The organism is Streptomyces sp. NPDC002092, from assembly GCF_053593775.1.
The window spans coordinates 1-26,387 of record NZ_JBSFDG010000043.1 but is presented as its reverse complement, the minus strand read 5'-3'; the positions used below and the strand labels follow the sequence as shown (position 1 = coordinate 26,387).

At 68.6% G+C, this 26,387-nt stretch carries 23 protein-coding genes and 6 pseudogenes; 12 read left to right on the top strand and 17 right to left on the bottom strand.

What is annotated here, in order from left to right; genetic code table 11:
- Positions 1-1,156: 1,156 nt before the first annotated feature.
- Together ACWCRD_RS44525 and ACWCRD_RS44520 are read right to left on the bottom strand one after the other, a co-directional pair.
- Positions 1,157-1,972, bottom strand: coding sequence for an alpha/beta fold hydrolase (locus tag ACWCRD_RS44525; protein WP_450971385.1), 816 nt, complete (start codon positions 1,970-1,972; stop codon positions 1,157-1,159).
- 155 nt (positions 1,973-2,127) lie between these two features.
- A complete protein-coding gene (locus ACWCRD_RS44520; RefSeq protein ID WP_450971384.1) occupies positions 2,128-2,793 on the bottom strand; it encodes a DUF4097 family beta strand repeat-containing protein in 666 nt (221 codons plus the stop codon).
- A gap of 231 nt (positions 2,794-3,024) precedes the next feature.
- Between ACWCRD_RS44520 and ACWCRD_RS44515 the strand changes: the two are divergent.
- The 3 genes and pseudogenes from ACWCRD_RS44515 to ACWCRD_RS44505 form a co-directional block, all read left to right on the top strand.
- Positions 3,025-3,339: pseudogene (locus tag ACWCRD_RS44515) on the top strand (MarR family transcriptional regulator); the annotation flags it as partial.
- Between the two features lie 191 nt (positions 3,340-3,530).
- Positions 3,531-4,115, top strand: a complete 585-nt coding sequence (locus ACWCRD_RS44510; RefSeq protein WP_450971383.1) for a VanZ family protein — start codon at positions 3,531-3,533, stop codon at positions 4,113-4,115.
- A 46-nt stretch (positions 4,116-4,161) separates the two neighbouring features.
- A pseudogene (locus tag ACWCRD_RS44505) lies at positions 4,162-4,263 on the top strand (MarR family transcriptional regulator); the annotation flags it as partial.
- 75 nt (positions 4,264-4,338) lie between these two features.
- Here the strand turns inward: ACWCRD_RS44505 and ACWCRD_RS44500 are convergent.
- From ACWCRD_RS44500 to ACWCRD_RS44490, 3 genes are all read right to left on the bottom strand, one after another.
- The gene (locus tag ACWCRD_RS44500) at positions 4,339-4,818 is read right to left on the bottom strand and encodes an HIT family protein (RefSeq protein ID WP_450971382.1); all 480 of its coding nucleotides are present in this window, start codon (positions 4,816-4,818) and stop codon (positions 4,339-4,341) included.
- Between the two features lie 62 nt (positions 4,819-4,880).
- Entirely contained in the window at positions 4,881-5,390 is a 510-nt protein-coding gene (locus tag ACWCRD_RS44495; protein WP_450971381.1) for a MarR family winged helix-turn-helix transcriptional regulator, read from the bottom strand.
- Positions 5,391-5,563: 173 nt separating this feature from the next.
- Positions 5,564-6,445 carry an NmrA/HSCARG family protein gene (locus ACWCRD_RS44490; protein WP_450971380.1) on the bottom strand — a complete coding sequence of 294 codons (882 nt, stop codon included), beginning with the start codon at positions 6,443-6,445 and terminating at the stop codon, positions 5,564-5,566.
- A gap of 105 nt (positions 6,446-6,550) precedes the next feature.
- Here ACWCRD_RS44490 and ACWCRD_RS44485 point away from each other — a divergent pair, with 105 nt between their 5' ends.
- Both ACWCRD_RS44485 and ACWCRD_RS44480 read left to right on the top strand, forming a co-directional pair.
- A complete protein-coding gene (locus ACWCRD_RS44485; protein ID WP_450971387.1) occupies positions 6,551-7,027 on the top strand; it encodes a MarR family winged helix-turn-helix transcriptional regulator in 477 nt (158 codons plus the stop codon).
- 317 nt (positions 7,028-7,344) lie between these two features.
- Positions 7,345-7,734 carry a hypothetical protein gene (locus tag ACWCRD_RS44480; RefSeq protein WP_450971388.1) on the top strand — a complete coding sequence of 130 codons (390 nt, stop codon included), beginning with the start codon at positions 7,345-7,347 and terminating at the stop codon, positions 7,732-7,734.
- Positions 7,735-8,252: 518 nt separating this feature from the next.
- Here ACWCRD_RS44480 and ACWCRD_RS44475 read toward each other — a convergent pair.
- The 4 genes and pseudogenes from ACWCRD_RS44475 to ACWCRD_RS44460 form a co-directional block, all read right to left on the bottom strand.
- Complete coding sequence (locus ACWCRD_RS44475) at positions 8,253-9,635, bottom strand: SMI1/KNR4 family protein (RefSeq protein WP_450971379.1); 1,383 nt, start codon at positions 9,633-9,635, stop codon at positions 8,253-8,255.
- A gap of 274 nt (positions 9,636-9,909) precedes the next feature.
- Complete coding sequence (locus ACWCRD_RS44470; protein WP_450971378.1) at positions 9,910-12,441, bottom strand: right-handed parallel beta-helix repeat-containing protein; 2,532 nt, start codon at positions 12,439-12,441, stop codon at positions 9,910-9,912.
- A gap of 406 nt (positions 12,442-12,847) precedes the next feature.
- A pseudogene (locus ACWCRD_RS44465) lies at positions 12,848-13,768 on the bottom strand (transposase domain-containing protein); the annotation flags it as partial.
- Between the two features lie 86 nt (positions 13,769-13,854).
- A pseudogene (locus tag ACWCRD_RS44460) lies at positions 13,855-14,044 on the bottom strand (helix-turn-helix domain-containing protein); the annotation flags it as partial.
- Positions 14,045-14,469: 425 nt separating this feature from the next.
- Here ACWCRD_RS44460 and ACWCRD_RS44455 point away from each other — a divergent pair.
- Positions 14,470-14,910 carry a peptidoglycan-binding domain-containing protein gene (locus ACWCRD_RS44455; RefSeq protein ID WP_450971386.1) on the top strand — a complete coding sequence of 147 codons (441 nt, stop codon included), beginning with the start codon at positions 14,470-14,472 and terminating at the stop codon, positions 14,908-14,910.
- A 107-nt stretch (positions 14,911-15,017) separates the two neighbouring features.
- Here ACWCRD_RS44455 and tpg read toward each other — a convergent pair whose 3' ends face one another.
- The 5 genes from tpg to ACWCRD_RS44430 form a co-directional block, all read right to left on the bottom strand.
- Complete coding sequence (gene tpg / locus ACWCRD_RS44450) at positions 15,018-15,578, bottom strand: telomere-protecting terminal protein Tpg (RefSeq protein WP_450971377.1); 561 nt, start codon at positions 15,576-15,578, stop codon at positions 15,018-15,020.
- A gap of 3 nt (positions 15,579-15,581) precedes the next feature.
- Positions 15,582-17,705, bottom strand: coding sequence for a telomere-associated protein Tap (tap, locus tag ACWCRD_RS44445; RefSeq protein ID WP_450971376.1), 2,124 nt, complete (start codon positions 17,703-17,705; stop codon positions 15,582-15,584).
- A 307-nt stretch (positions 17,706-18,012) separates the two neighbouring features.
- Entirely contained in the window at positions 18,013-18,384 is a 372-nt protein-coding gene (locus tag ACWCRD_RS44440; protein ID WP_398963731.1) for a fic family toxin-antitoxin system, toxin component, read from the bottom strand.
- Positions 18,381-18,638, bottom strand: coding sequence for a hypothetical protein (locus tag ACWCRD_RS44435; protein ID WP_450971375.1), 258 nt, complete (start codon positions 18,636-18,638; stop codon positions 18,381-18,383). Before ACWCRD_RS44435 ends, ACWCRD_RS44440 begins: the two co-directional genes overlap by 4 nt.
- Before the next feature lie 324 nt (positions 18,639-18,962).
- A complete protein-coding gene (locus ACWCRD_RS44430; protein WP_450971374.1) occupies positions 18,963-19,646 on the bottom strand; it encodes a hypothetical protein in 684 nt (227 codons plus the stop codon).
- 454 nt (positions 19,647-20,100) lie between these two features.
- On the opposite strand from ACWCRD_RS44430, the gene ACWCRD_RS44425 reads away from it, so the two are divergent.
- From ACWCRD_RS44425 to ACWCRD_RS44410, 4 genes and pseudogenes are all read left to right on the top strand, one after another.
- The gene (locus ACWCRD_RS44425) at positions 20,101-20,952 is read left to right on the top strand and encodes a methyltransferase domain-containing protein (RefSeq protein ID WP_450971373.1); all 852 of its coding nucleotides are present in this window, start codon (positions 20,101-20,103) and stop codon (positions 20,950-20,952) included.
- Positions 20,949-21,072, top strand: a pseudogene (locus ACWCRD_RS44420) (IS5/IS1182 family transposase); the annotation flags it as partial. The gene ACWCRD_RS44425 and the pseudogene ACWCRD_RS44420, both read left to right, overlap by 4 nt.
- A 63-nt stretch (positions 21,073-21,135) precedes the next feature.
- Positions 21,136-21,795 (top strand): HAD family hydrolase, encoded by a 660-nt coding sequence (locus ACWCRD_RS44415; protein WP_450971372.1) that lies wholly within the window; start codon positions 21,136-21,138, stop codon positions 21,793-21,795.
- Between the two features lie 34 nt (positions 21,796-21,829).
- Positions 21,830-22,018: pseudogene (locus tag ACWCRD_RS44410) on the top strand (IS5/IS1182 family transposase); the annotation flags it as partial.
- Between the two features lie 114 nt (positions 22,019-22,132).
- Here the strand turns inward: ACWCRD_RS44410 and ACWCRD_RS44405 are convergent.
- Together ACWCRD_RS44405 and ACWCRD_RS44400 are read right to left on the bottom strand one after the other, a co-directional pair.
- Complete coding sequence (locus ACWCRD_RS44405; RefSeq protein ID WP_450971371.1) at positions 22,133-23,398, bottom strand: MFS transporter; 1,266 nt, start codon at positions 23,396-23,398, stop codon at positions 22,133-22,135.
- 56 nt (positions 23,399-23,454) lie between these two features.
- A complete protein-coding gene (locus ACWCRD_RS44400; protein WP_450971370.1) occupies positions 23,455-24,576 on the bottom strand; it encodes a DUF5937 family protein in 1,122 nt (373 codons plus the stop codon).
- Between the two features lie 170 nt (positions 24,577-24,746).
- On the opposite strand from ACWCRD_RS44400, the gene ACWCRD_RS44395 reads away from it, so the two are divergent.
- Positions 24,747-25,082 (top strand): hypothetical protein, encoded by a 336-nt coding sequence (locus ACWCRD_RS44395; RefSeq protein ID WP_450971369.1) that lies wholly within the window; start codon positions 24,747-24,749, stop codon positions 25,080-25,082.
- Positions 25,083-25,113: 31 nt separating this feature from the next.
- Here ACWCRD_RS44395 and ACWCRD_RS44390 read toward each other — a convergent pair whose 3' ends face one another.
- Positions 25,114-25,749: an NAD(P)-dependent oxidoreductase gene (locus ACWCRD_RS44390; protein ID WP_450971368.1), complete on the bottom strand. Its 636-nt coding sequence runs from the start codon at positions 25,747-25,749 to the stop codon at positions 25,114-25,116.
- A 102-nt stretch (positions 25,750-25,851) separates the two neighbouring features.
- On the opposite strand from ACWCRD_RS44390, the gene ACWCRD_RS44385 reads away from it, so the two are divergent.
- Positions 25,852-26,265, top strand: a complete 414-nt coding sequence (locus ACWCRD_RS44385) for a winged helix-turn-helix transcriptional regulator (protein ID WP_450971367.1) — start codon at positions 25,852-25,854, stop codon at positions 26,263-26,265.
- Positions 26,266-26,387 lie beyond the last annotated feature (122 nt).

The following is a 26,387-nucleotide window of genomic DNA, read 5'->3' as shown; positions in this document are numbered from 1 at the left end:
TCAGGGACGGAGGGGTAAAAGCATTCGGTCCCTGCACGTTTCTGCAGGTCAACGCCATCCCACAGCGTGATCGAGGGACTGAAGGGACTCAACTTTCCAGTTATGAGCTGTACAAGGTGATGTTTTCGTACGCGCGGGCGCATACAGGGAACATGGCTTGTGTAGCTCATAACTAAGAAGTTGAGTCCCTTCAGTCCCTCGATCGAGCCGCCTTGGGGCCCTGACCTGGGGAAATAAACAGGGACCGAAGCCGAGGGCGCAGCAGCAGGATTTCTCCGTCGGTCTCTGTTCGGCGTTTCCTCGAGGCGATGAGCGGCGGCCGAGACAAGGGGCAGACAAGGGACCGAGCGCCCCACGTGCCGGAACGGCCTCAGTCCCTGGCGCAGCAACTGCGCTTGACGGCACGATCGGTGCGAGTGTCCGGGCAGGTCCCTTCGTACTCACCAAGCAACAGGATGAAGGTGCCTGTCCAAGGTCACAGAGCTGGCCTGACCGACCGTCAGAGAGCGGCGAAGGTCGTCGTCGGCCAGCCCACGGACGAGACGGCAGTGCGGGACGGGCTCGCCGTCGTCCGGCATCACCAGCTGTTGTTCGTCGGGATGCACTGTCGAGGGAAAACGACCCCCGAAGCTCGGACGCGCCGAGGACGGCAGGGAGCCCTGCGCAAGCCTCCTCCTGCCCCGGCCTGGCGCCCGGATCCCGGCTGACGGAAGCCAGCGCTGTTCGCACAGATACCCCGCGACTAGGGTCGGAGTCAGCCACCGGCTCACCGAGACACACGGTCCTTGAGTACGGCGACAGGACACTGGCACAGGTCGACGCCGACGGTGTGGCCGAAGCTCTTCGGCTCACGCAGCATCCTCGCGACCACCCGAACCTACGGATCCACTGAGCTGAAGCACACAGGTGGATCCTTGGGTTCGCACTGAAGAGACCTCGGTTTCCGTGGACCCAACGGGCTCTGCGGATGTGAGGAGTTGCGGTACCGAAAGTGCCGCTGAGATTGATCTCGATCGGCCGGCACACCGCTCGGGGCGCCGCTGGGGTTCGTAGAAAGGCCGCTGGACGGGCGTCGCCGCTGGCTACGGTCCGGGCGCGCCAGTGGAGGCCCGCCGGCCGGCGCTACCTGGCTGACCGTCAGTCCGCTGGTCTGTCCTCAGCGCCCCCGGCGGTCGAGGGCGGCGACCTCGCGTACGGCCTTGGCGATGGCCGGGAAGTCCTTCTTGAGGAGCGCGCCGTGGTTGCTGTCGACCTTCGTGCCGATCTGGATGTTCGGGTTGCGGGCGGTCACCGCATCGAGGCTGGTGCGTATCCGTTCCTGCTCATCACCTCGGCTTCCGAAGGACGTCCCCGAAGCGACCACATACCGCACCGGGACGGTGATGTGGTCCAGCACGGGGCCCAGCTCGCGCTCGCGGGAGAGCCTGCCGAGCTCGATGTTGCTGTTCGCCTGCTGTTCGGCGGTCATCCGCGGGGCCAGGCCGGTCGGGCGCAGCAGCGGCAGGAACCAGCTCATCCGCCGGAACAGCTTCCGGATGCGCTGCTCCATGGCCTCGTCGAGCCAGTCGTGCGGGAACGCGCCGTCGACCAGGACCGCGCCCAAGGCGCGCTCCGGATTGCGGTCGGCCCAGTGTGCCCCGACGACCGCGCCGTAGGACCAGCCCACCACCAGTGCCCGGTCGACACTCCTGGCCGCGAGCACGGCATCGACGTCCTGGACGGCTGCCTCGAAGGAATAGTTGGCCGAACGCTTCGATTTGCCGCGGGCCCGTTCGTCGTAGGTGATGTGCCGCCATTCCGTGCCCAGTTCAGCGATGACCCGTCGCCAGTACCCCTGCGTGGCGAACTGGCCGTTGAGGTAGATCACAGGGATGCCGGGACCGCCGGTGTCGGTGACGGCCAGGGCCGTGTCGTCAACCGGCACCATGCCGGTCCACTTCGAGCTGGTCGAGGAAGTGCTGTTCTTCGTCATGGGTTTCCCCTGGTCGCGTGAGAGCGTCTTGTGTGTTTTCTCCGGGTCCTGCGCGCGGATTGCAGGCTCCTCGGGACGGACGGCCGGGTCCTCGGCGACGACCGACGGGATCGCGATCGAGGTGGCCCCGGCCGGATGGTCCTGGTTCTGTTCGTTCAGAGGCTGCGGGCGGTGATGTCGCCGTGCGAGGTGGTGGCCCGGATGTCGAGTTCGGTGGTGCCGTCGTTCTTGAGCGTGTTGCTGATGCGGCCGTTGTCGGTGCCGGCGTCCAGGGCGGCGGAGATTCCGGCGGCGGCGCCGACCGAGATGTCACCGGACTGGGTGCTGAGCACGACCGTGCCGCCCACGGCCTCGGCGATCCGGATGTCGCCGCGTGCGGTGCTGATGTCGGCGGGGCCGCCCAGCCGGCCGACCTCGATGTCGCCGTCGACCGCGGTGAGGCGGAGGCTCGCGGCCTCGTCGATCTTGATCTGGCGGTAGGCGCCTTCGAAGGCGACGTCGCCGAGGCTGCCGACGGCACGGAGCTCGGCGCTCGCGGCCCTGGCCTCGATGCGGGAGCCGGCGGGCAGCTGGACGGTGACCTCGACGGATCCGGAGTTGCCGAGGATCCGGTTCTTCGCCTCCGGGGTCTCGATCCGCAGGACGCCCTCGTCGTAGGTGACGTCGATCTGCTCGGCCGCCTTCACATCGCGGCTCTTGGCGGCGTCGGCGGGCCGGATCTCGACCGTGGTGTCGGCCCGGTCGGCGGCGATGAACTGGATGCGTCCCGCGGGGATGTCGAGGACGGCAAAGACGGGGGCGGGGGTGTCGAACTTCTGCATCGGGCTCTCCTTCGTCTACGGCGGGCGCTCCGTCGGCCCGTCGTTTCTGATAATGGAAAGCTACGTTGCATTCACGCATCCGGCAACAGTGTCTTCACGCAACAGGGCGATAATCGCAGGTAGAAGCTAAGAAATCGTTGCAACGGTTCAAAATCTAACGCAACACCTTCATGCTGGACGTTGCAATGAACTGGAGGTGAACGCTAAAGCGGAGGCGTCAAAGAGGGGCGTACGAAGGAGACCGCGATGCCGGGAGGTAGGCGCCGCGCCCCAGCAGGAACGCCGGCAGATCACGATGGGACTGGCCGGCGGCCACGCCGAAGCAAGCCGGCCGCCCCCGTGATGCGACGATGCCCCCGGAGGCCCACAGATGCGACGCCGAGGCGGTGCGCGAGTAAGACGAGCCGCTCACCACCCGTCTTCATGGGCTCGGGCACGCCCAAGATGATGGCCCGGGTGATGGCCGGCCTCTGCACCAGCGACGCGGGCAGCCTCACCGCGTCCGAACTCGTCCAGCGCCTCCAAGCCAGCCCGGCGTCCATCTCCGCTCCACCGCCCAGGTCGTCCTGTCTCAACGAAGGTTGACCGTTCTCACCGAACCGAGAGGGGCGCTGATCTCAGGGTTTGTCGTCCCGATGAACCTGTTCGTTACAGCGTCGAACGCCGATCAATACGCCGCCGATACGTGCCGCCGGTGAGACTCCTGATGACGACCGGATGAAAGCAGAGGGGGCAGGGTGCGACTCGAAGGGTGGCACGGCTGGGTCGGTACGTTCACCGGGGTGGTGCTCCTCACGGTGGCCGCGTTGCCGTTGGCAGCCTTGACCGCGTGGGCACTGGCCCGCTGGCGGAGGCCCGCCGGTGCCAGGGCGGCGAGGGCGTGGCGCATGTCACTCGCTGAGGTCGGCATCGTCTACGGGACAGTGCCGCCGGTCTGGTTGATCCTGCTGCCGGGCGACGAGGACGGGGCGGTCGTGAACCTGGTGCCGCTGCGGGACCTGCTCACGATGGACGCGGGCCAGATCGTCGGCAACCTGCTCGTGTTCGCGGCGCTGGGGTTCCTCGCTCCGCTGAGGTTCGCGGCGCTGGCGTCGGTACGGCGGGTTCTCGCCCTCGGGGCCGGTTGCTCGGTCCTGGTCGAGACGGCGCAGTACGTCCTGCAGTTGGACCGGGTGTCGTCCGTGGATGACGTACTGCTCAACACCGCCGGCGCCGGTCTGGCCGCACTGGCGTCACGCCGCTGGTGGCGCGCCGGCAGAAGCCCGCTCCCCGCGGGAGGAACGGGCCGGAGACGCGGGGAGGTGAGCGGGAGATCCGCATGATGGTGTGCCGGCGAGCGTTCGGTGAGAACGGGCAAACCTTCGATGAGGCAGGACACAGGTCGCCGAGACCGCCCGCCAAGGCGTCGGCATCCTCGTCCCCGCCACCGCGTCCGCCGCCCGCCTGGAGAACATCGCCCGCTCCGCCGACAAGGACTCCATGACGTCCACCGACCGTAACTGATCCACGGGTGCCCGCCGACCTGCGGTCGGCGGGCTAACACCGTCAGTCCATCGAACGCAACCGGTCCAGTTCGCTGCCGATCGCACCCCGCAGCGCATCATGCTGCGGGCCGAGCCTGAACCGCTCGTCACTCCACCGGTCACCCGGATACAGCCACACCGGCTTGCCCACCAGCTCAGCCGGCTCCCACTCGAACCGCGGCCAGACATGGGCATGCAAGAACGGATCTGTGTTGCCGAGGATCTCCAGGTTGACCCGGCGGAACTCGGGGTCCAGCTGCAGGCAGGCCCGCTCGACCGCTTCTCCGAGTTTGTCCATGTCGGACAGAAACGACAGCCGCTTGGCCTTGGGCAGGTCAGACAGCCGTTGAACACCCGGGTCGTCGGCGAGGAGAACTGAGTACCCGGGCAGGAACTGAACGTCGCCGATCGCCGCGAAGCCAGACTCAAGTCGCCGCAACACAGTCGGATTCTCGCCCCGCAGAGCAGCCCCGATCCGGTCCCTCCGCCAGTCACTGGTCATGGCCCGAGCCTATCCGCCGGTGATCAAGACCTGCTCTTCGCTCCCCACCCTCCCCAATCACTTCAAGGACCAACCAAGCGAGGCGAAGAGCGGCCTTGGCCCTTTTCAAGAATCGCAGTGCGCGCGGTCTGAAGATCACCGCGCTTCACGTCATCAATACCGGCGCTGGTCGCCGTTTCCAGGTTGCGGCTCATGCGTTCCAGGACATCGACGGCAGTGCGGTACTCGTCCAGGGAGATACCGCTTGTGGACAGCTCGCGGAATGCGGCGACGCGCGCGGCGACGTGGGGCAGGCGCCGGCTACCACCACGGGTGAGGGTGAGCCGGCCCGGTGCGGAACGGTCCGCCCAGCCGTCGGCGAGAACGCTGTCGATGGCGGCGGTCAGCGTGGCGCTGTCGGCGTTGTCGGCGAGAGTCGACAAGACTTCAGTGTCGTGGACCTCGGGGGTGTCGTGAATGACGTTGAGGACCTGCCAGGCGATTCGTGTGAGGCCGAACTCCTCCAGCATGTCGTTCATGTAGCGGGTGAGGGCCTTGTCGGTGCGGTTGAGCCAGTAGCCGATCGGTTTCATGAGCGTGCTCCATCGGTGGTGGGGGCGGGTGCTGTACGGCGTCGTCCGGGCGAGGGCATTGGTCTTGGCCTTGGCCGTGGCCCGGCATGGCGGTGTGGCGAGTTGATGCACAGCGCGAGGCTGTTGCTGTGTTTCGCGGCTGGTGCCCGAGCCGCAACCGCGGGCGGAGAAGGTCACTGGTGCGAAGGCGTCGTGGACAGGAGCGCGGGCCAGTTCTGGGCGAGGGCCCAGTCGTTGAAGCTGTGCCAGCCGACTTCGGGGTAGTCGCGTCGCAGGGCGGCGACATCGACGTCAAGACCGATGGTGGTGAAGTATTCGAACATGGCTGCCAGGTCGGCCGACCGCGTCTTGACGTGGGCTATGGGTACCTCCTGGTGGGCGACCTGGCGACCGATGGCGTTTGCGAGGATCTCCGCCATCTGGGTCGGGGTGCGCTCGTCGGAGGCGATGTCGATGCGGCGGTTGGTGAATTCGTCACGGCGCTGAAGGATCAGCGCGGCGAAGGCGCCGATGTCCGCTGCAGGGATGAGCGTGAGGGGCTGGTCACCAGGCATGGGCCAGGCGAAGGTGCCGTCGCGTAGTCCGTCGAGGGTCCAGCCGCTGGCGTAGTTGTCCATGAACGCCGCCGGGGCGATCACCGTCCAGGGCACTCCGGCCGTATGCAGGTGCTGCTCGACCAGGTGCTTGCTCTCGTAGTGCGGGATGCCGGTACCCCGGTCGGCGTGGGCGGCGGAGGTGAACACGATATGCCCGAGGCGAGCCTCTGCCGCGGCATCGACGAGGGCCTTGCCCTGCCGGGCCTCGGTGGCAGTGTCGGTGCCGAACGGGGTTGTGACCGCGAAAAGGGAGTCTGCTCCGGTGAGGGCGGCTTCCAGTGAAGGACGGTCGTCGAAGTCGGCGTGGCGCACCTCGGCGCCGAGGCTGCGCAGGGCGTCGGTGGCGGGTGAGCCGGGATGACGGGTGAGCGCGCGCACCCGGTGGCCGGCTGCGAGCAGGGTGCGGGCGGTGGCACCACCTTGGGCTCCGGTGGCTCCGGTGACGGCGACGGTGAGCATGTGTTCTCCAATGGGTACTATCGCTGCGCAAGACATTAGCTGCGTCACGCAGAAGAGTACGGGTAATATTGCTGCGTCGCACAGTAATTTTGGAGTGTGATCCAGATGACAGACTCACGTCGGGCCCGGTCCGAGGAACTGTCGAGGGAGTCCCGCCGCTACCTGGCTGCCTATGTGCTGTTCAACCAAGCCATAGCCGACCATCTCAGCCTGCACCCGACCGACGTGCAGTGTCTGAGCCTGCTGACGACAAGGTCCGGGCCGTTCACGGTCAAGCAGATCGCTGAGATGACGGGCCTGACCACAGGGTCGGCCACACGACTGGTGGATCGGCTCGAACGTGGCGGCTACGTGCTCCGCTCACCCGACCAGAAGGATCGCCGCCGCGTGCTGGTCACCCCGGTACCGGAGCGCATCGCCCGCGTCACAGCGGTGTGGGACGAACTCGGCGAGAACTGGCAGGCGCTGCTCGACGACCACACCGAGGAGGAGCTTGAAGTGATCACCCGGCACATGCGACGGGCACGCGACCTCAGCCACGCCCAAATGCGGCACCTGCGATCCCGCCCCAAGCCAGATTGAACTGTCCCAGCCCCCAAGGCCCCTGATGCCCCATCACCGGAGCGAGGTCCTCGCGTGAGCAAGGCTGGAGACCTGTGGAGCCGTTCCGGCGGGCCTGCCGGAACGGCTCCACCCAGTCCGGCTTCCTGATCGACGAGGTCGTCCGGGAAGGCGCCCGCCGGATGCCGGCCGCCGCGCTGGGGGCGCAAGTCAGCCAATACATAGCCGAGTTGGCCGTCGAACGGGACGAACGCGGGCATCGCCTGTGTGCAGACCACTCACCGCCGCTAGCGTCCTTCCGGGGCCGCGCCAGTGGCCTGCCGAGAAGGGGGAAACGCATGCGTCTCAACAGGATCGCCGGCACGGTCGCCGCGCTCGGACTGGCAGCCGCCGGAGTGGTCGGCACCGCAGGAACCGCGAGTGCTGCCGTCATCGGCGGGTGCACGCAGACGTACCACAGCTACTACGGGGCCGCGTACTACATCTGCGATTCCGGCACCAACCATGTCTATTGGGGTGTCGGTAACGGCAACGCCACCACCGACGAACGCTTCTACGCTGTGGCGCACGACAACTGCGGGCACACCTACACGCGGAACTGGAACGACATAACCCAGTCCGGCTACAACAACAGCGGCTGGTACATGCCGTGCAACCTCGACTACGCCTACATCTACCCGACCGAGGCGAGCAGGGGGCAGGACGGCCCGACCCTCTGGGCTATCTGACCTATTTGCACGACCAAGCGCCCCGCCTGCACCCGGCGGGGCGCTTCAACAACCACAGGTGTCGACTATTGCTCTCCTCGCGTCCTGAAGATCACCACGGCGGCTTTCACGGTGAGGCGCTGGAGTTGTCACACATGGCCGATCACCGGTCTTTTCGTCGCCAAGGCGCAGTGTGACTCGCGACGACCTCATCGCCATGCTCCGCGAACAGACTCCGGCATGCGGCGAGCTCGGGAAGAGCCGCTTCGTACCGGATCCATCGACGCAGTGGACAGGTCATCCTGGTTCACGACCTTCCTGAACTCCACGGCGACAGCAGTGGTGGCCTGCTGCGACGGACGCCGACCCCTCACCATGGAGTCGGCCGACACCCCCGAGTGCGGCGCCCGACCTCGCAGGTGACAACCAGTCTGCTCATGTGACAACTGTCGCGCTGTGGCTCACGACGGCGTGTGACTGAGCGGTTGAGTTGGCGCGTTGAGGAGTGCCGGGCAGGGCGTTCCGATGCTCAGCGGGGGCTACGGCATGGGCCCGAGGGCGCCGTCGACGACGGTCTCGGTGATCAGAGGGCGGTCCCACAGAGCGAGGATCTCGTTGGCGAGGGCCATGACCGGGCGCGGATCCCGGTTGCCGTAGGCCCTGATGGCGGCAGCCGACAGGCCGCGCGGGATGGCACCGGCATCGAGCAGGACACGCCAGTCCTCCGGCGTGAGCTCGAGGAACTCCAGGCCGGTCAGCTCGGCGATCTCAAGAGGATCGGCGAGCGTTGCGGGGTAGGCGGAAAGAGTACGGAGGCGGGGCAGCCCGATGACCGGGGCCAGACTGAATGGTGCACCGTCCCACACGCCCAGGCTCAGGACCTCCAGATCGGGGTGGGCTGCGGCCTCGATGCTTTTGAGGCTCTGGTGGTGCACCCTCGCCACGAACGGCAGTTGGTCGCGGCTCCGGCCGGAATACCAGTCCCGGTCCGGATGCAGCACCAGATCGGTGAGGGACTCGGCGAAGAGGTTGGCGCCGATGCTCTGCTCGTGGTCGAGCACGATGATCTGTCCGGTGTGGCCTCGCGGGCCCGGTGTCAGGTCGACGGCGACCTGGTCCCCGCCTCCGGTGCCGCCGATGACGACCCATCCGGGAGAGCCGACCAGACCTTGCACGGCGGCTTCGGGCGAGGTGACGGCTACCTCCAGTGCCGCGTGCTCCCAGCGGAAGCGACGGCTCGAGATGTCGGCGATGGACAGGCTTTCCAGTGAGCTCAGCTCGAAGCCGACGGCCTCGAAGACCCGCTCCGCCGTCTCGTAGTCTTCTCCCCAGTCCTCCCATCGTGCGCGTGTTACCCGGTAGAGCACCTTGATCTCCTCGGGAAGCGTCACACCCAGGCGCGCTTCCGTAGCGGTGATCTCTTCCTCGGTGGCGCCGATCGCGTCAGGTATCCGCTCACGGAGCGTGCGTTCCAGGAGCGTGAGGTCCACGGACGAGGCCGGCCGAGCCCCCGGCGACTCCTCGGGCAGGCGGCGCCACGGCTCGGGGACGGCGCCCTCGACCAGGATCAGTGCCCCCGGGTGGGCGTTGCCGATGCCGGGCTCAGCGGCGGGGCTGGGGTTGAACAGGTGAAGCACCGTCTTTCCGCTCGGAGAGATCTCCGCCGTGAACGTGATGTCAGCGACTCCGGCCTCAGCAAGGGTGTCCTGCACACGTTTGATCGCGTCGAACTCCTCCTGCATGTCCGACACCAGCATGGCGCGCCCTGGCTGCGGACGCCGCCGCTGCACGGGCACACTCCACGAGCCATGGCCGATCCTCCCCTCCACGTGACCGCCCGGCGCTGCGAGTGTCTGCGCGTGGGTGGTCCGCAGGAGCCGCAACAAAGGCTCCCAGGTGGCAAAGTCGTGAAGCGAGGGCAACAGTGGCCTCCGATTGGCCCGGTGAACGTGACGGTGGCGATTATGTCCTCCGCCGCCGACAGCCGCGTCACTCAACCGGCGTTGTCCGGCTGCGCACAACGCCGGTCTGTGATCGGAGCAGCGCTCTCGACAGGCAAGCATCGTGCAGGCAACCGGATCCCTGCCGTCCCTGCCCCGGGGACAGTCCAGGCCAAGTAGGCCAACCACCGCCACGATCGACGCCGAAGACTCAACCCGCCACGTCGACCGCTCACTCGCCAACTGAAGCGCTCAGTTAGTTCGCCCAACTCTGGGGGGCGATGTAGTAGCCCTCCTCGTCCACGATGACCTGCGCGCTGCCGCTGCTGTGGTTGTAGACGCCGATCATCAGGCCGGGGTCGGCGACCGACACCAGGTTCGGCACGGTTCCGCCCGCCGTGAAGTTCAGGTTGGAGGCGTTCGGCACCGTCTGCTCGTTGGGGTAGACGGTGAGGAACCCGCTCTTCTGCGGCTGCGTCGCGGTCACGTTGAGCACCGCGCCGGCCGGCCGGGGGCAGCCGACAGAGCAGTCCTGATACCAGCGCGGGTAGAAGGCGACATTGCCGTATGCCGGGACGGGCGCCTTGGGGACACCAGTGCCGTTGCGGGTGTCGACGATGCGGGCCGGCCCCTCGGGGACGTAGGACTGGTTCGCCCCTGTGGTAGCGGAGCCGAAGTAGCCTTCCAGGTCGGCGACGGCCTGGACGGTGCCGCCGCTGCCGTTGGAGAAGTCGACCTTGCCGTCGGTGACGGGAACGACAGCCAGGTTCGCGACCGTCTCACCCGCCGTGAAGTTCAGGTTCGACACGCCCGGCATGCTGCCCGCGTCGGGGTAGGCGGTCAGGTAGCCGTTCTCGGTCGGCCGGGTGACGGTCAGGTTGAGCACCACGGCCGTGGTGCCGGCCGGCACGCGCCCGGACAGGTCGAGGGACAGCGTGCCATGAGCGGTGATCGCTCCCGCCGATGAGGTGCCCAGGCCGGAGCGGGTGTCCAGGACCCGCGCCGGGGAGACGGGTTTGAAGCCGGAACCGGCTCGGCCGTAGAAGCCCTGCAGGTCCATCAGGACGTGGACGGTGCCGCTGCTGCCGTTGTGGAACACCACAGCTGCGCCGTCCACCGGCACCGTCACCAGGTTCGCCACCGTCTGCCCGGCTGTGAAGTTCAGGTTCGACGCCGTGGGAAGTGGCTCGCCGTTGTGGGGATAGACCGTCAGATGCCCGCCGGCGGTGGGCTGCGTCACGGTGACGTTGGCGACGACGGCGCTGACGTCGGCGGCCGGGATGCCGGCGACGCTGGGGACGGGCAGGACGAGGTCGGCTCCGGCGGCGACGGGGGTCGTGGTCGTCACCCCGACGGCGTGCCGGGTGTCCAGCAGCCGCACCGGGGTGAGCGGGGTGTAGTCGGCGCCGACGACGACGTGCTTGACGCTCTCGTAGTAGGGGCCGCCCCTGGGGTCGTAGCGGTCGATCGCGTGGTCGCCCGCCCGGTGGAAGGTGTAGGTGAACGTGCCGTCCGTGTCGACGGGGAACGCGGTGGCGTCGTCGAGAACGTACGAGTACACCCGGTGGATCGGGCCGTTGGCCGTCCAGGTGGGGGTGGGGGCAGTCGTGGTGACGGTGACCTGCAGCGGGTTCGGCGACCCAGAAGGCTTAATCGTGTAGCCCCCGCCGGTCTCCGGGCCCACCACCTCCACTGCGCCCCGGTCGTAGTACCCGGATGCCGCGTTGGACACCTGTGGGTCGTCCTCGCGGGGATTGCCGGAGAAGTCCATGGCCGTCTCGCCCGACGCCGCGGCGTCGGCTGAGTCGATGACGGGCGAGGAGCCGGACGGGGTGAACCACTCCCGTGTCCCGGAGCTCTCCCCCGTCAGTTGGGGGCTGGCGGAGATGTCGGCGCCGCCCTGGCCGGTGGCCGCCGCGAAGGAGGACGAGTCCGGATAGCCGGTGCCCGCCCACGAGTAGAGCGAGCCGCCGCTCGTGGGGTCGACCACGTTGTCGTCGACGCTCGTGCCGGAGGTGGCTGCCGATGCGACCGAGATCGCGGTCGCATCGGCCGTCGACGCGCAGGCCGCCGGGGAGGAGGTCCAGCCGTTGGCCGCCTCCTCGACGACGTTGTTCTTCACCGTCGAGCCGGAGGAGTCCCCGTCCAGGACGATGCCCTGCTCGCAGTTGCCGACCACGGTGTCGCCGGTGATGACCGTGCCGGGCGCGTCAGAAGTCTCAATGCCCGGCTCGTTGTTGGTAGCGAACGGGCTGAAGACGGTGTCCGAGCTCAGCACGGTGCCGGACGCGCCGGCGTCGATCTGGACACCCGGGCTGGTGTTGGTGCGGTGGGTGACGCTCGTGCGGCTCAGTGTCACGTCGCTGGACGTGCCGGTGATCCGGATCGACGGCGCGCCGACACTGCTGTTCAGGTCCGCCTGGTCGACGGTGACGTCGGATGAGTGGTCGATCAGTACGGAGGGTGCCCCGTTGGGGGCGGACGTGGAGAAGCCGCGGAGCACCACATGCTGCGCGCCGGAGACGGTGAACGCCGGATTCGATCCCTGCGTCGTGGACTGGCCTTTGACGGAGGCGGGATTCAGCGACCAGTTGTTGGAGACGAAGGTGATGGGCGCGTCCGCGGTACCCGAGCGGGTGAGGGTCACCGACTCCTGATAGCTACCCGCTTCGACGAGCACCGTCTGGCCCGGTTCGACGACCGCTGCTACGGCACTGATCGTGCAGAACGGTCGCCCCTCGCTGCCGCTGTCGGTGGCGGTGTCGGAACACGTCGACGTCTTCGCCACGTACAGCATGTTGGATGCCGGTGTCTCCGCCGTGGCCGTGGCACTGGACGCAACCGGAAGGGCCAGGCCCAGCAGCATGAAGGCCACGGCCCGGGAAGGCCCAACGATTCTCTTCAATTGTGTCCCTTTGTATCTCTATAGGATGAGGAGACGGGCACTTCCACGGAACATCTGACAAACGGTCGAATGAGCCCGGGGCGCGGATCGTAACCGCCGGATCATCATGAGCAGCTCCACACCTGGTCATGGATTGATCAAACCCGAAAGCCGGCCGGTCAGATGCAACCGGCCTCCCAGCAGAGAGCGTCCAGGGTCGGCGGGCGGAAGCATGGTGTTCGTCGACGGCGGTCGGAAAGCCGGCAGTGGTCACGCCATCGGGGGTTTTACTGCTGAGCATGGTGCGGGCGCCGCGTTGACGGGTCTTGAGCTCGGCGAAGACGGCTTCCGCCTCCCAGCGTTCTCGGCAGAGCACGGCCGGCTGGCGGGCTGGATAGCGACGGTCGTCGAGCAGAGTGGTCACCAGCCGGTAGTACTCCTTCTCACGGCCGGCGCCGTTGAGTTGGTAGGTCACCACCCGCACGTTGACGGGATCCATGTGAGCACGGTCGGTCAGAGCGTGGATGCGGGAGATCCAGGATCCGTCCCGCAACTGCCGGTCGACGGGCAGGATGCGGTTGGCGGGCACCCGCCACAGCAGGCCGGCGCCGCTGACGGTGAAGGACCGCCACAAGGGCACGCCGAGGAACTCCCGGTCGGCCGGGACGAGCTGCCCCGGACAGCAGAATCGGGGCAGGCGGCCGACCAGGGTGACTTCGCCGGTGCAGCAGCCGGTCAGATCGGCGTCCAGGACGAGGTGGGTGCCCACCTCGATCACGCAGGCCATCCGCACCTGGGAAAGCCTGACTTGTCGTGGCCTCGGCTGTTTCCGGGACGGCCGAAGGCGGCCTCGTTGGCCGCGCGCTGTCGGCCACGTCCCAGCAGGTGGCGTCCACGGCCAGCAACCGCAGCCCCCGCCAGAAGCAGCCCGGAGTGGCCTCGGCCCCATCGGCTTTGCGGTCGTTGTGAACAGCACCCGCAGCGGCTCCGGACCCAGCCGCTGCAGGGCCCGAAACAGTGACGACTTCGCCGGTATGCACCATTCGCCCAGCAGTCCCTGGCCGCGCAGGCCCTCGACCAGATGCCGCATCACTTCCAGATACGGGGCCGGCGAGAACAGGGCCAGCGCGAGCATGACGTACACGGCCAGCCGGGCCGGCAGCAGTCGTCTGCGCTGCTCCGCACGACCGCATGCGGCCACCACACGATCCACCAACCCGGACGGATGCACCCAGGTCAGCAGCCCTCAGCCCGATGACTCACCGACGTCCGCAGACACCCGCACCACCCCGGGGAGCTGCACAGCAGCGTATGCCCACGAGCGAAGGGCTGGCCGAGCTTGGTCGGACGGGTGGTGGCCGTCGCCACGAACGAAGTCCTCGTCGTCAGGGCTGAGTCGGCGGGGACGGCCTCCCGCCCACTGAGGGTCCAGGCAGGCGAGGCCGATCTCGTCGAACCGGTGGATCACATCCCGCACGGTGTCCTCGTCGGCCTGCACCAGCTGGGCGCGCCTGCGCAGGTAAGCGCGGTTCGCTCGGAAGCCGTTGGCCCTGTCCGCTCGGACCTTGCGGGGCTTGGTGCGCGGGCGTCTGGGGTCGAGGCGCGGGACGCTGACGCGGTCGAGGACGACCACCCTTCCGCGCGTCCCGAACGGCCGCCACCCGAAAACGCCCGTCCGCCCCCGTACCCCATGCAATGGTGGGCGGACGGGCCCGCAAGCTGCTCGCCTCGGCAGAACGTTGGGAAGCGTCGCACCCGCTGGAGACGCCCTGCACTTCCCCCGACCCTCCCGGCGGCCCGTGCTCCGGCCACTTTCGGCCCGCTGCCACTCCACCGGTAGCGGACCGCAGTCGTCCGCTAAGGCTGTCCCCGAGATGCAACGCGGATGACCGGAGCGCACGATGAGAAAAGGGCTCCCTCTTCTTGGAGGTGATGCTGATGCGACGCGCACTCGGCGCAGCAGCGGCCGCAATTCTCCCCGTCGTCCTGGTAGGCGGCCCAGCCGCCGCAGCGCCGCATGGCATCCCGCCATCAGCGACTGCCCAGGCCATCAACGCAGGTTCCCCGCACGAGTTGAACCATCCAAGAACTCTTCCCGCCCAGGGACCGGACGACGTGTGTTACGACACGAATCGCCGCCCCAATCTCCGCCAGGGATCCTCAGGACAAGCTGTCGCCCAACTCCAGTGCTACCTGAACAACGCCATTGATTCCGGTCTCGCTGAAGACGGCAGATTCGGTGGCGCCACGCGAGCCGCAGTACTGAACTTCCAGCAATGCGCGGACATCACCGCCGACGGACGCGTCGGAGCCCAGACTTGGTCGTTCCTCTCCTTCTGGGCCAACTCGCCGGATGCGCCTTTCGATTGCTGAATGGGGGCATCCCGCTCAACACTGCGGCTGCCCCTGAATCAGTTCGAGGGCTGTGGCCCCATCCGGCTGGCCATTCGTGCGGCCTCCTCCGGGGTCATTTTTCTTCGTCAGAATTCGAAATCCATGTAGTCGATGTCGTTGATGGCGACGTCTGAGAGACCCATAGCGCGGCTACCGCCGTCCTGGAAATAGATCTCTTTAAGTCCTTCGGCGATGATCCCGCGCATCTGCTGATCGGTGGCACCTGCGTCGCGGGCCTCGAACAGGCGGCGGGCGTACTCCGGGGTGAGATGCACGGTCAGCCGCCGGAAGCGGCCGTCGTCGGTCGTGCCGACCGGTGCGGTGTAGCCGAAGCGGGCCCTCGTCTCCACCGTGATCCCGCCGGTGGCGGCGGCCTGTTTCCGGCGGCGCCGGCGGACCAGGGGCTGCCACCGGGACCGCACCGCCGCGTCGATCTTGTCGGCGATGTGCTTGGGCGGGTGCTTGCGCTCGCCCTTGCGGTAACGCTCCACCGACCGCTGGCTGACTCCGAGCTCCTGGGCGACGGCCTTGGTCGTCTTGAGCTGCTTCATCAGGAAGTTGATGCGGCCCTGGAGGGTCTTGGGCGGCTCCCGGGTGAACGACTCCTGGTCAGCCCGCTCGATCGCGTCGTCGATCTCTCCGGCCATGGTCTACTCGCCTTCGTCCAGGACGGCGTCGCCGCCCTTGATGTGGCGGGCCGGGTTGTAGCCCTTCTCCATCAGGTCGACCGCCCACAGCAGCTCCTGGACGCCTTCCAGCTTGGCCAGGCCCGGGGTGGGACCGAGGCGGAAGCCGCCGGGCTGGGGCTTGCCGGAGGCCGCGTACGGCAGGAAGTCCAGCGGCGAGGGGCCGGGGCTCGGGTAGACGACGCAGTCGGACAGCACGGCCAGCGGGAACAGACCCGTCATCCGGGACATGTTGAGCAGCTTGCGGTGCATGTTGACGCGGGCCTTGCTGATGACGGCGGCGCGGATGTCGGGGCGCCAGGTCGGGCGTTCCAGGGCCGGCCACCGGTCGCCGTCCCGGTAGTTCTTGCCCTGCGGGCGCTCGCGCAGTTTGCCGATGCCTCCCTTGACGGTGGCCTTGATGGCGGCGAGGACGGCCGTAAGGGCGGGGTCGATGTCCTTGTGCCGCTCCATTGCCTCGAGGAACTGCCGGTCGTCCAGGTCCTTGGTGACGCCGAGGTCGGCGAGCGTGTCGACGTAGGCGTTCTTGAGCCGGTCGTGCCACGGGTCCAGGTACGCGCCGGTCTCCCGGCGCAGGTACGCCTCGATCGGGGTGACGTTGTAGCCGAGCTCCTGGGCGTAGGCGACGGTGTGCGTCTGGTACCAGGCCGGTCCTGTCGGACGCTCGCCGGTCGGCGTGAACGGGCTGGGCAGGCGCGGGTCCAGCTCGATGTGGGAGAGGTCGACCAGCCAGGAGCCGGGGATCTTCGGGTTGAAGGCCGGGGCGTGGAAGTGGTCGGGCGCGGACAGGCCGACGACCAGGCGGGCGGCTGCGGCGAGGAACGCCGTGTTGAGGTCCAGGCCGACCGCGTACGGCAGGGTGCACTCCTCGTCGCTCAGCAGGTCCACCGGCCGCACCCACTGGTACGCCTCTTCGTTGAGGAACCCGCCGGTCCAGCCGGAGCCCGCGACCACGGGGTGCTCGGCGGTGGCCTCCGGCGGCGCCGGGTCCATCGGTTCCGTGCCGAGGCTGCCGGGGTTGTGGCCGGGCACCCAGTTCCCGGTTGCGTCGTCCCGGACCGCGCGCGTGGGCGGCCGCAGCGCCGTCATCAGCTCCAGCCCGGACACGGCCGTCGACCCGCGCGGGGTGATGACCCGCTGGGCGTACACCCCGAGGACGCGGGCGATGTCGGCCGGCTCCATCTCCGCGACGCCGGGCCACGACCGGGGATCGAGCGCGTCCCAGGACAGGACCGCGAGCTGCACGCACTGCCGCTGGGTGCCCTGCGCCTTGCGGTACACCCTGGCCCACGGGCCGAACCCGCGCTGTGTGAGCTGCCACTTGGCCTTCGCCACCTGCTTGACGACCGGGTGGTCCTCGGGCAGTCGCAGGGAGCGGCGCTGTTCGTGGCCCTCCAGGCGCTCGGGGAGTCCGAGCTTCACTGCGGCCGCCGCGGTGAGCACGATGAGGGGGTCGCTGTCCTTGCCGTTGCGGTGCAGGCGCGGCGCACCGAGACCGGACTCGTGCAGGGTCCACTCGACCAGCTCGGGGATGGTGTGGGATGGGCAGTCCAGCACGATGCCGTCGACGCCGTATGCAGAGCCGTCACCGTCCAGCAGGGCGAGCGGGCCGTGCGGGAACCGCGGGTCGGCGGCGGGCACGGCCGCCTTCTTCGCCGCGGGGCGGCGCGACGCAGCCGCCGCCCGCGTGGCGGGATGCTCCGGGGCGGCCGGGGCGACGGGGGCTGCGGAAGCCGTGGTCGTTTCGGGCGCGGGGTCGGCCGGGCCGGTGAACGTCTGTGGAACCGGCTCCGGCTGGGGCACGGGCGCCGCAGCGGGAGTGACGGCCGGGCCTCCATGAGCCGGGTACTTCGCCGCCCAGCCGTTCAGCAGCCGCTGGTACGCCTCCAGCCGCGGCGACTTCGGCTCAGAGCGGCCGTTCTCGTAGTTCTTGACCGACTGAGTCGTGGTCTTCAACGCGGCGGCGAGTCGGGCCTGCGTGATGCCGGCGGCCTCACGCAGCCGAGCACGCTCCGCTGGGGGCGGAAGCTGCGGCTCCTCCTCCAGCAGCGCGTCGACCGACGCGAACAGCTCTTCCTGGGATGCCATATGTGCCTACCTCCACCCCCCGACACTAGCAGCTCTTATCCCTTCATTTAACCCATTCCTTTAACCCGATTGGATCTTTTCTGGGATGGCGGGACGGAGCAATGCGCGTACTGGAGGCGGGTTCCACCAGCTGATCGCTAGCTGAGTGCTGATGTGAGCTTCGACGGCTTTGCGGATGACCGCATCGGCACTCTGCTGCGAAGGCGTTGACCTCGCGCGGACGGCTCCGGGACCGTGCGCCGGGCGGGTCTTGCATCCTGCATCTCCGGCCGCGGGCACCTTTCCCGCAGGCCGCCGCTGTTGTGGCTCAGGGCTTCCAGGTGCGCAGCATGGAAGCGATGCTTGCGGCGGTGGAACGCGGGCTGTTCAACTCGTGTGCGAGCGCCGTCAGTTGCTCGCGGGTCGGGTTGACGGGGACGTTGCTGGCCTCGAGGTACATGACGGCGACGGCGCAGGCGACCGTGAGGTTCGAGCGCTCCAGCCAGCGGCAGCGCCCCAGGGTGTGGACCAGGGCGGCGGCCCGCGCGTAGGGGCCGTCGTAGACCGGCGTGTCGAGGAGTTCGCCGCGGTGGCGGGCGACCGCGGCGATGGGCACGCCGTAGTCGTCGGCGGCCGGGTCACGCTGCCCGGCGCGTTCGGCGGCTTCGAGGATCCAGGACTCGTCGATGTGCAGGATCACGCGGCGGCGCCCGGCTGCGGCTGGGCGTAGGGAGCGTGGAGCTGCTCCTCCAGGTCGTCGAGGAAGGCGCCGTGCTGGTCGATGAGGCGCTGCGCGGCGGTCATGCCGGCGGCGCGGGCGCCGGTGGTGTCCTCGATGATGAGCCGCTCCACGTAGCGGTTGAAGTCCAGCCCGCGCGCGGCCGCGGCGTCCTTGCCTGCGGCGAGGATCTCGGGTTCCAGCCGGACCTGGGTCTGCTTCTTCTGTACGGTCACCCTCCCAAGGTAGCAGGGTGGTAGCAGGTCGGGCGGTAACAGGTCGGTCAGCGATCCGAGGCGGCCGCGGTGTGATCCCACGCCGCTTTCATTCCGCCGGCCCGGCGCGGGGGATTCAGGCGCAGTCGCTACGGCATCAACAGGCAGCATGATCAGCGGTCGCACCGGAAGCGGACGGGTGCAACTGGACGTGGATTCCGCGGCGCCCCGACAGCCGGCCCACCACGAACAGACCTCATGCGGCGGGAGACCTCTACGTCCACGGTGGGCGGTGAAGTGAGCCGCTCGCTGACCGCCGGAAGAATCTTGCGCCGCTGTCCCGTCTCACGAGGGGGATGCGGAGCTCGACGTCGAGCCGGTTGTCGAGGCCGGGGCGAGGTCGAAGTGGAGCTGGTGGCCTCGGACGTCCTTGGTGGCCAGCAGGTTGACCTCGACGGTGTAGCCGACGACATCCTCGAAGCGGGCCCCGGGCGTCGGCCGTGAACCGGAGAGCCGGAAGTGGAGGACGGTGCTGCTGCGCGGGTCCAGCGTGAGCGGGATCGCAGCGGAGACGGACGGCGAGTCCTCGGCTTCCTCCTGCATCCGGGTGGCGATCTCGCACCAGCGGTCGCGGTAGTGGATCTGGAGACCGCCGCTGAATGTGGGGATCTTCTGGGGGCCGCTGATGGTGAAGGCGAGCGAGGCCCGACGGGTCGTCCGGGGAGTGGGATTGGTGACGGTGACGTCGAAACGGGCGGGCCGCCGGCCGGGCACGACTGCCTCGTCGAGGCGGGAGAGCCGCCCGAGGCGGGCCGGCGAGGTGACCTGGCCCGGCCAGGGGATGACGAAATCGTCCCGGGTCTTCGGGCAGCCGGAGGCGCCGGCCCGAAGGGCTCCGGAGGTGGCGGACGTCTTCGGGGCAGTGGAGCTGTCGCAGCCGGTCAGGACCGCGGTGAGCAGGAGCAGCGCGACGGCCGACGCGGCAGATGTGCGTCGGCTGCCCGTTGTTGATGTGAACTCAAGGGACACCTCTGCCACATCCTTGGTCCGTGATCCATGGTCGACAGGTTCACCGAGGCGTCAGACGCCCGGTGCCAGCAGGTCAGTTCCGTCAGACAGAGGCGGCGGCCTCTGCCGCCTCCCGTGCCACCCGTCTCCTGCCGCGTACAAAGACGCCCGGCCTCCACCCTGACCCGCCCCACCCGAAGCGCCCGCCCCTGAGGCCATGTCTCCCAACTTCGGTGGGACATGGGGAGCTTCGCCGATTCTCGTAGACTCATGATGTGGCATTCATGAGCACCCCGCACTGCTGCTTCCTGTGATCGGAAGGCGCTGAGGGCGATGCCGGACGGCGTCGCCCTCCTCGGCGTGCCTGCCGCATGAACCACGTTCCCGACGCTGCCTGCTCCTTCCTGAGGCAGTGACACTCTGAGCGCGCGTGCAGGCACGGACTCTTCCCTTCCCCTTTTGCCAGGAGCGCCTCGTGCCCGTGTTGCTTCCCCCTGCCCTCGAGCTGTCTCTCCACCTGCTGCGTTGCCCAACGTGCCGCATGCGCCCCCTGCACCCAGACCGCGGCGCACTGCGCTGCCCGGTGGGCCACACCTTCGACATCGCCCGCCACGGCTACGCCGGCCTGCTGACGGGCACCCGCGCCACCAGCGGCGACGACCCGGCCATGGTCCAGGCCCGGGACCGATTCCTGCCGGCCGGCGCCTACGCGCCCATCCGCGAAGTCGGGGCCCGCCTGGCAACCGACGCCGTGTCTGAGCAGGCCACAGTCGTGGACGTAGGGTGCGGCACGGGCTATTACCTCGCCGGTGTACTCGACCAGCTGTCCGGCGCCCGCGGTCTGGGCCTGGACACATCAGTACGCGCACTGCGCTCGGCAGCACGAGCCCACGAACGAGGCGCCGCGGTGGCCTGGGACGTCTTCCGTCCCTTCCCCCTGGTCGACGGAGCGGCCGATGCCGTGCTGAACGTGTTCGCCCCGCGCAACCCGGCCGAGTTCCACCGGGTGCTGCGCCCGAACGGCCGGTTGATCGTGGTCCGTCCCACCGGGCGGCACCTGGCCGAGCTGCGCGGCCGGTTGCCTGCGATGGTCACGATCGACCCGGCCAAGGAACAGCGCCTGCACCGGGCGCTGGACCCCTTCTTCGAGGCCGCTGTCACCGAACACGTCGAGTACCCCGTGACGCTGTCCGGGCGCGATGCCCTGGACCTGGTGGCGATGACGCCGAGCGCACGTCACGTGAGGCGCGCAGACCTGAATGACGGCAGCTTCCTGCCTGATCAGGTCACCGTCTCCGTGCTGGCCACCGCCTACCGGTCTCGGTGACCACGAGCAGGCGCATGCGCCTGCTGAGCGCCGAGCAGTGGGCCCGCCCACCGTCGCATCATCGAAGGGATCATCTACCGGTACCGAACTGGAATCGCCTGGAGGGATGTACCCCGCGAAGGGGTCGTCGCTAAGGCTTGTCCCGCAAGCTGCCTGCTCAGGGCCTGATGGCATGATCGAGGCGTGATCAGCGAACCCGGCCGTCCCGGTGCGACGAGGTATGTCCTGTTCGATGTCGATGGCACGTTGATCGATGCCGTGGACAATCAGCGCCTGGTCTGGCATACGTGGGCCGAGCGGTCGGGACTGGACCCTGATGAGGTCTACCGAGTGGCACTGCGGACGAGGCCGATGGAGACGTTCGCGCAGGTTGCCCCGGACCAGGACCCCCAGGAGTGCCTGGCCGCACTGCATGAGCTGGAGGACGAGGACGTTCGAACCGGCTCATATACGGCCTTCGACGGCGCCGCGGAACTGCTGAAGGCCCTGCAGCCCGGGTCCTGGGCACTCGTGACCTCGAACTACGAGCACCGGGTACGTGGACGGTTCGCACGGACGTCCTTGCCGGTCCCGAAGGTTGTCGTGGATGCGGCCGCCGTGACGGAAGGCAAGCCGTCGCCGGTGCCATATCTGCAGGCAGCCGCGCAACTCGGTGCCAGATCGGAGGACTGCCTGGTTATCGAGGACGCCCCCTCCGGGGTGCAGTCCGGGTTGCATGCGGGGATGACGGTGTGGGGCGTCAACACTGCCGCAGCAGTCGATGGCGTGCATCGCCACTTCGGCAGCCTGCGCGAAGCGGTTCAAGACATCCTCGCCTTCGCGTCCGGAGTCCACTCTCACTGACCGGAGGGTGCAGCCACAGTGGAATGATCTTGCTGTGGCTGGTGTGATCACGGCGTCGGAGCCGTCTTGGATCGTCCCGCTCACCGGGCTGAGCCCGCGCTGCTTCGGGAAGCTGATGACCGTGGTGCGGCGCCGCGTCTCGGACGAACCGCGGCGCGGACGGCCGTGGAGCCTGCCGCTGGAAGACCGGGTGCTGCTGGTCGCGGCCCACTGGCGTACGAACGACTCCTGAAGGTGCTGACCGTCACCTGTTCAGCCCCGACGGCCGCACGCCGGCCGCGGGCAGCGTGTGGCCGGACAGCCTGAGCTGACCTGCGCACGGCGATGACCCGCGCGGTCACTCCGGTTCGGCCGTGATCGCCGCTGGCTCTTCCGGCGCGACGCTTGCCGTGCCGTCGGCCTGCACGAGGGGCTCCTGACCGGGCTGCCGTGCGCCGACGCGTGCGAGGGTGAGCGTGGCGGTCACGGCCAGGACGACAACGGCGGCTCCCGAGAGCAGGAAGGCGTTCTCGACTCCGGCGAGGGTGATGGTGGCCGAGGCCGCAAAGGGGGAGATCGCCAGGGCTCCTGCCACTCCGGCCTCCCACAGGCCGAGCGCCTTCGCCAGATGGTGGCTCGGTATGCGCTGCTGCACCAGTGCGATCAAGGGGATGTCCGTGAGGGCCGATGCCAGCCCCGTGGCGGTCAGGAGAGCCGCCGCAGCAGCAGGGGAGGTGACGGTTCCCAGTGGAGCCCGGAAGAGCCCGAGCAGGGCCCAGGCCAGCACCGCGGCCGGTGCGAGTCTGCGGATGCGCAGGCCGGCCAGGAGCAGGGCGCCCACCACTTCGGCGACCCCGGCGACGCCGAGCAGCAGGCCGTACTGGCCGCCCTGTCCCACGACCGCGACCAGCCCGACGGTCAGGAAACCGTTGGTCAGGGCGAGGGCGAGCACGAAGGTCACGATGACCACGAGGACATCGGGGGCGGCCCGCACGGCCCTGAGTCCGGCGCCGAGATCGGACCACAGCCTGGTCTGAGCGCCGGGCGGGGCGGGGCGGGTCACGCGGATGGCGGCCACGGCGGCCGCCGAGCCCAGGAAGGTGAGTCCGTTGACCACCAGCGCCGACTGCAGCGAGCCGAAGGCCAGCAGCGGCGCGAGGACGAGCGGTCCGACGAAGAAGGCGGCGCGGAAGGCGACTTGCAGCAGTCCGTTGGCCTGCTGGAGGCGGTCGTCCGGGACGATCTGCGTCACGATGGCGTTGCGGGCCGGGGCGAACGGGGCGCCGATCAGCGCCAGCAGCGCCGTGGTCGCCACGAGCAGGGGCAGGTTCAGCAGGTTGAGGGAGAGCAGGACCGAAGCCACGGCGACGACGGCGACCCGGGCCAGGTCGGTGGCGATCATCAGCTTCCGGCGGTCGCGGCGGTCGGCGTACGAGGCGACGACGAAGGTGGCCACGAACGCGGGCGCGAACGCGGAGACGCTGACCACGGCGACGGCCGTGGGGTCCTTCGTCAGTGACCAGGCCAGCCAGGCGGTCGCTGCGGTGTACAGGCCGTCGCCGAAGCGTGAGATGCCCTGGCCGGCGAAGAGAAGCAGGAAGTTGCGGTCCCTCAGCAGTGACATGCGGCCACTGTCGGGTCCCCCCGGCCCCCTGATCCACTTATTAGGCAGATGGCTAATCAGTCGTACTCAGTCGCCTCGCCGTCGCCGTGCAGGAAGCTTTCCAGGCTGGGCGTCAGGCCCGCCACCTGTCCGGGCGCAAGCCGGTACAGGACGTAATAGCCCTCGCGGCGGCGCTCCAGCAGGCCCGCGTCCGCCAGCACCCGCAGATGCTTGGACAGGGCGGCCTCGCTGACGCCGACGAGCGGCGCCAACTCCTGTGTGCTGCGCGGGCGTTCGGCGAGCAGGCGCAGGGCGCGCAGCCGGGTGTCGTCGGCGAGCGCGCGGAGTGTGCCGACGAGCTTGGACGGCGGAATCCTCGGGCGGGCTTCCCGGACGATCGAGGAGAGGGGGAAGACGAGCCCGAGGGGCCAGGGACCGTCGCAGTTGACCCGTACGTGCGGCCACACATAGGCGCTGGGGGCGAGCACGAGTGTGTCGTGCGGGCCGATGGCGACCTCGTGGTCGTGCGGCCGCTCCAGCCAGAAGCGCTCGGCGCGCGGATCGCTGCGCACTTCCGGCCACAGGTGGCGGAGCATCCCGTACAGGCCGCGCTGCTCGATCTGGTGTCCGGCCTCACTGACGCCGGCGGCGAGTTCGGGTTCGAGCCGTGCCCACTCCTCCTCGAAGGCCTCCCGCCAGTAGCGCTCCAGCATTATCAGGAACCGTTCGAGCAGCGCGCCGGGGTCGTCGAGGAGCATCGCGGCCATCGCTTCGTCGCTTTCCCGTGCGACTCGCTCCCGCAACAGGCGGCGTATCTCCGCTTCCTCCAGCACGTGCGGATCCCTGCCCTCACCGCCGCCGGGCCAGGGCGTGAGCAGGGGGACGGCGAACTCCAGGCGGACCAGCCCCGGATCCGCCTGGCGCAGGCCGGCCAGTTCGTCTTCGAAGTCCGTCAGCCCGCCGGTCGGCCGCGGAAAGAGGAACTCGGGGAAGTACGAGCGCACCGCGTAGGAGAACGCCTCGATCTCCCGCTTCAGCGCCGGGGACAGCTTGCGCATCGCACGCACCCAGCCGTGCTGGACGGGGTGGTGCTTGGGCTCCACCAGCACATGGAGACTCAAGACGGCCTCCATCGTCGGCGAGTAGGCGAACCCCACCCGCTCCGCACCGCCGGCCGGGACCCGGAACACGATCGTCATGACCCGTCATCCTTGCCGCACGGCATCCACGACGGGAGACACGCCGCGCCGCGTTCTCGGCCTTCGCCCCACCCCGATGCCGTGAGCGCGCGCAGGACGGCGTCGGCCATGGCGCGTTCGCCGCGCTCGTCGGGGTGCCCTGCTCATCGAGGCGCGCAGGCCGGGATTCCGTGCTTGCGCGCATCTACCGGCCGGACTCCAAGACCCTCCCGGACCGCTTCGACCTCATCCGGTCGCAGCGCTTCCACCGGGCCGCCAACTACCCTCAGGTCGCCAGGTTCACGAAACTGATCATCTCGCTGGCACAACGACCGGAGACCGAACGCAAAGTCGCGCACCTCACCGGCTTCACCCAGATCGAGTTCGAGCAGGCCTTCCACCTGGACCACCGCCCCCGAGGCATCACACTCCCTTGGCTCCGCAACGGCCTTGCCGGCCTGGTGGAAGTCGTCGCCGGTCTGACCTGGGACGACGAACCCCTGTCACACGCCTCGAAGGCCGGATGATCAACATCCTCACTCTGGGGCATCGGCTGGATCAGGCCCCCTCGACACCGACATGCGTGCGGTGGTGACGAGGGACATCGATCTCATCGAGCAGGGCCATCGCGAAGTCGCCGTGGGAAATGCGACTGGCCATATTGACGTCTGCCGTGGAGTATCGGCCGGAGCCCGCACCGGCATGATCGAAGTCACCAGCCGGACTGATGATCAGCCAGTCCAGAGGAGTCACCGAGGCACGCAGCACAGATGTCCCGGCCGCATGACCAAGGCAGAGGGGCCGGTACTCCTGCGGAAAGCCAGGAGTGTCCATCAGAGCCGTCCCCGCGCCAGTCTCCAGTGTTGCCGCCAGGCCGACAGCGACCAACCGGCCCACCCCCGCTCGCGCCAGCCCATCGAGGAGAGCGCGGGCCGCGGCTGTGAAGAAGACGTCCGGCTGGGCGCCGGCATCGTATGCGGCCATGATCGCGGCATCATGCCCGGCCGCGAGATCGGCGACAGCGTCTGCGTCAGTGACATCACCGCTCACCAGACGGACTCCCGCACCCTCCATGTCCGGGTACCTGGACACGTTCCGGACGACTGCCGTGACGTGGTGCCCCCGACGGAGAGCCTCACCAACAGCCGCCCGTCCGACTCGCCCGCCTGCACCGAAAACAAGGACCTTGCCCATGGATTACCTCGCTCGCGCCTCAAGAAGATCTGTCCGCCGACCTGCCCGAGCAAGGTAGCCACACTCATGGTTACCTCCTCGATACCGCACTACGGTGGCGCTGTGACCAAGCCCCTGGACCCAGAGATGTTCGACCCGCTCTGCCCCTCTGACCTGGTGCCGTTCCGAGTGGGGGACAAATGGACCGGGATGATCATTCAGTGCCTTGAGGACGGCCCCCGCCGGTTCTCCGAACTACGGGTCCCACTACGGAACGTCACATCCAAGGTGCTCACACAGTCCCTCCGGGCGCTGGAACGTGACGGCTTCATCGTCCGAACGGTCCGCTCCGGATCCGCCCGCCACGTCGAGTACGAACTCACGCCGCTCGGCCGGAGTCTCCTTGACCTGCTCGACGCGGCACGCACCTGGGCAGAGGCACACCTGGACGAACTCATCGACGCCCACGAAGCGCACCACCCGCCGAACGAGCCGGCCAACACGACCCCCTGCCCAAGGCCAGACACCTCATCTTGACCGAGACAGAATCTCCAGAAGCGTCTCAGAGGTCGTTTTCTCCCGGTGTTTCATCCTGGAATAGGTAGTTGATTGGTATTTGCCGGGTCGCGCCAGGAGACGGTGCTCTCGCCGGTGAGACG

Bases quoted from the DNA above. Each gene is read 5' to 3' on its own strand.
- tpg (WP_450971377.1), bottom strand. From the start codon at position 15,578: ATGGCCGGAGAGATCGACGACGCGATCGAGCGGGCTGACCAGGAGTCG.
- ACWCRD_RS44390 (WP_450971368.1), bottom strand. From the start codon at position 25,749: ATGGGCAAGGTCCTTGTTTTCGGTGCAGGCGGGCGAGTCGGACGGGCG.
- ACWCRD_RS44480 (WP_450971388.1), top strand. From the start codon at position 7,345: ATGCGTCTCAACAGGATCGCCGGCACGGTCGCCGCGCTCGGACTGGCA.
- tap (WP_450971376.1), bottom strand. From the start codon at position 17,705: ATGGCATCCCAGGAAGAGCTGTTCGCGTCGGTCGACGCGCTGCTGGAG.
- ACWCRD_RS44525 (WP_450971385.1), bottom strand. From the start codon at position 1,972: ATGACGAAGAACAGCACTTCCTCGACCAGCTCGAAGTGGACCGGCATG.
- ACWCRD_RS44455 (WP_450971386.1), top strand. From the start codon at position 14,470: ATGCTGATGCGACGCGCACTCGGCGCAGCAGCGGCCGCAATTCTCCCC.
- ACWCRD_RS44400 (WP_450971370.1), bottom strand. From the start codon at position 24,576: ATGACGATCGTGTTCCGGGTCCCGGCCGGCGGTGCGGAGCGGGTGGGG.
- ACWCRD_RS44500 (WP_450971382.1), bottom strand. From the start codon at position 4,818: ATGACCAGTGACTGGCGGAGGGACCGGATCGGGGCTGCTCTGCGGGGC.
- ACWCRD_RS44485 (WP_450971387.1), top strand. From the start codon at position 6,551: ATGACAGACTCACGTCGGGCCCGGTCCGAGGAACTGTCGAGGGAGTCC.
- ACWCRD_RS44495 (WP_450971381.1), bottom strand. From the start codon at position 5,390: ATGAAACCGATCGGCTACTGGCTCAACCGCACCGACAAGGCCCTCACC.
- ACWCRD_RS44490 (WP_450971380.1), bottom strand. From the start codon at position 6,445: ATGCTCACCGTCGCCGTCACCGGAGCCACCGGAGCCCAAGGTGGTGCC.
- ACWCRD_RS44520 (WP_450971384.1), bottom strand. From the start codon at position 2,793: ATGCAGAAGTTCGACACCCCCGCCCCCGTCTTTGCCGTCCTCGACATC.
- ACWCRD_RS44405 (WP_450971371.1), bottom strand. From the start codon at position 23,398: ATGTCACTGCTGAGGGACCGCAACTTCCTGCTTCTCTTCGCCGGCCAG.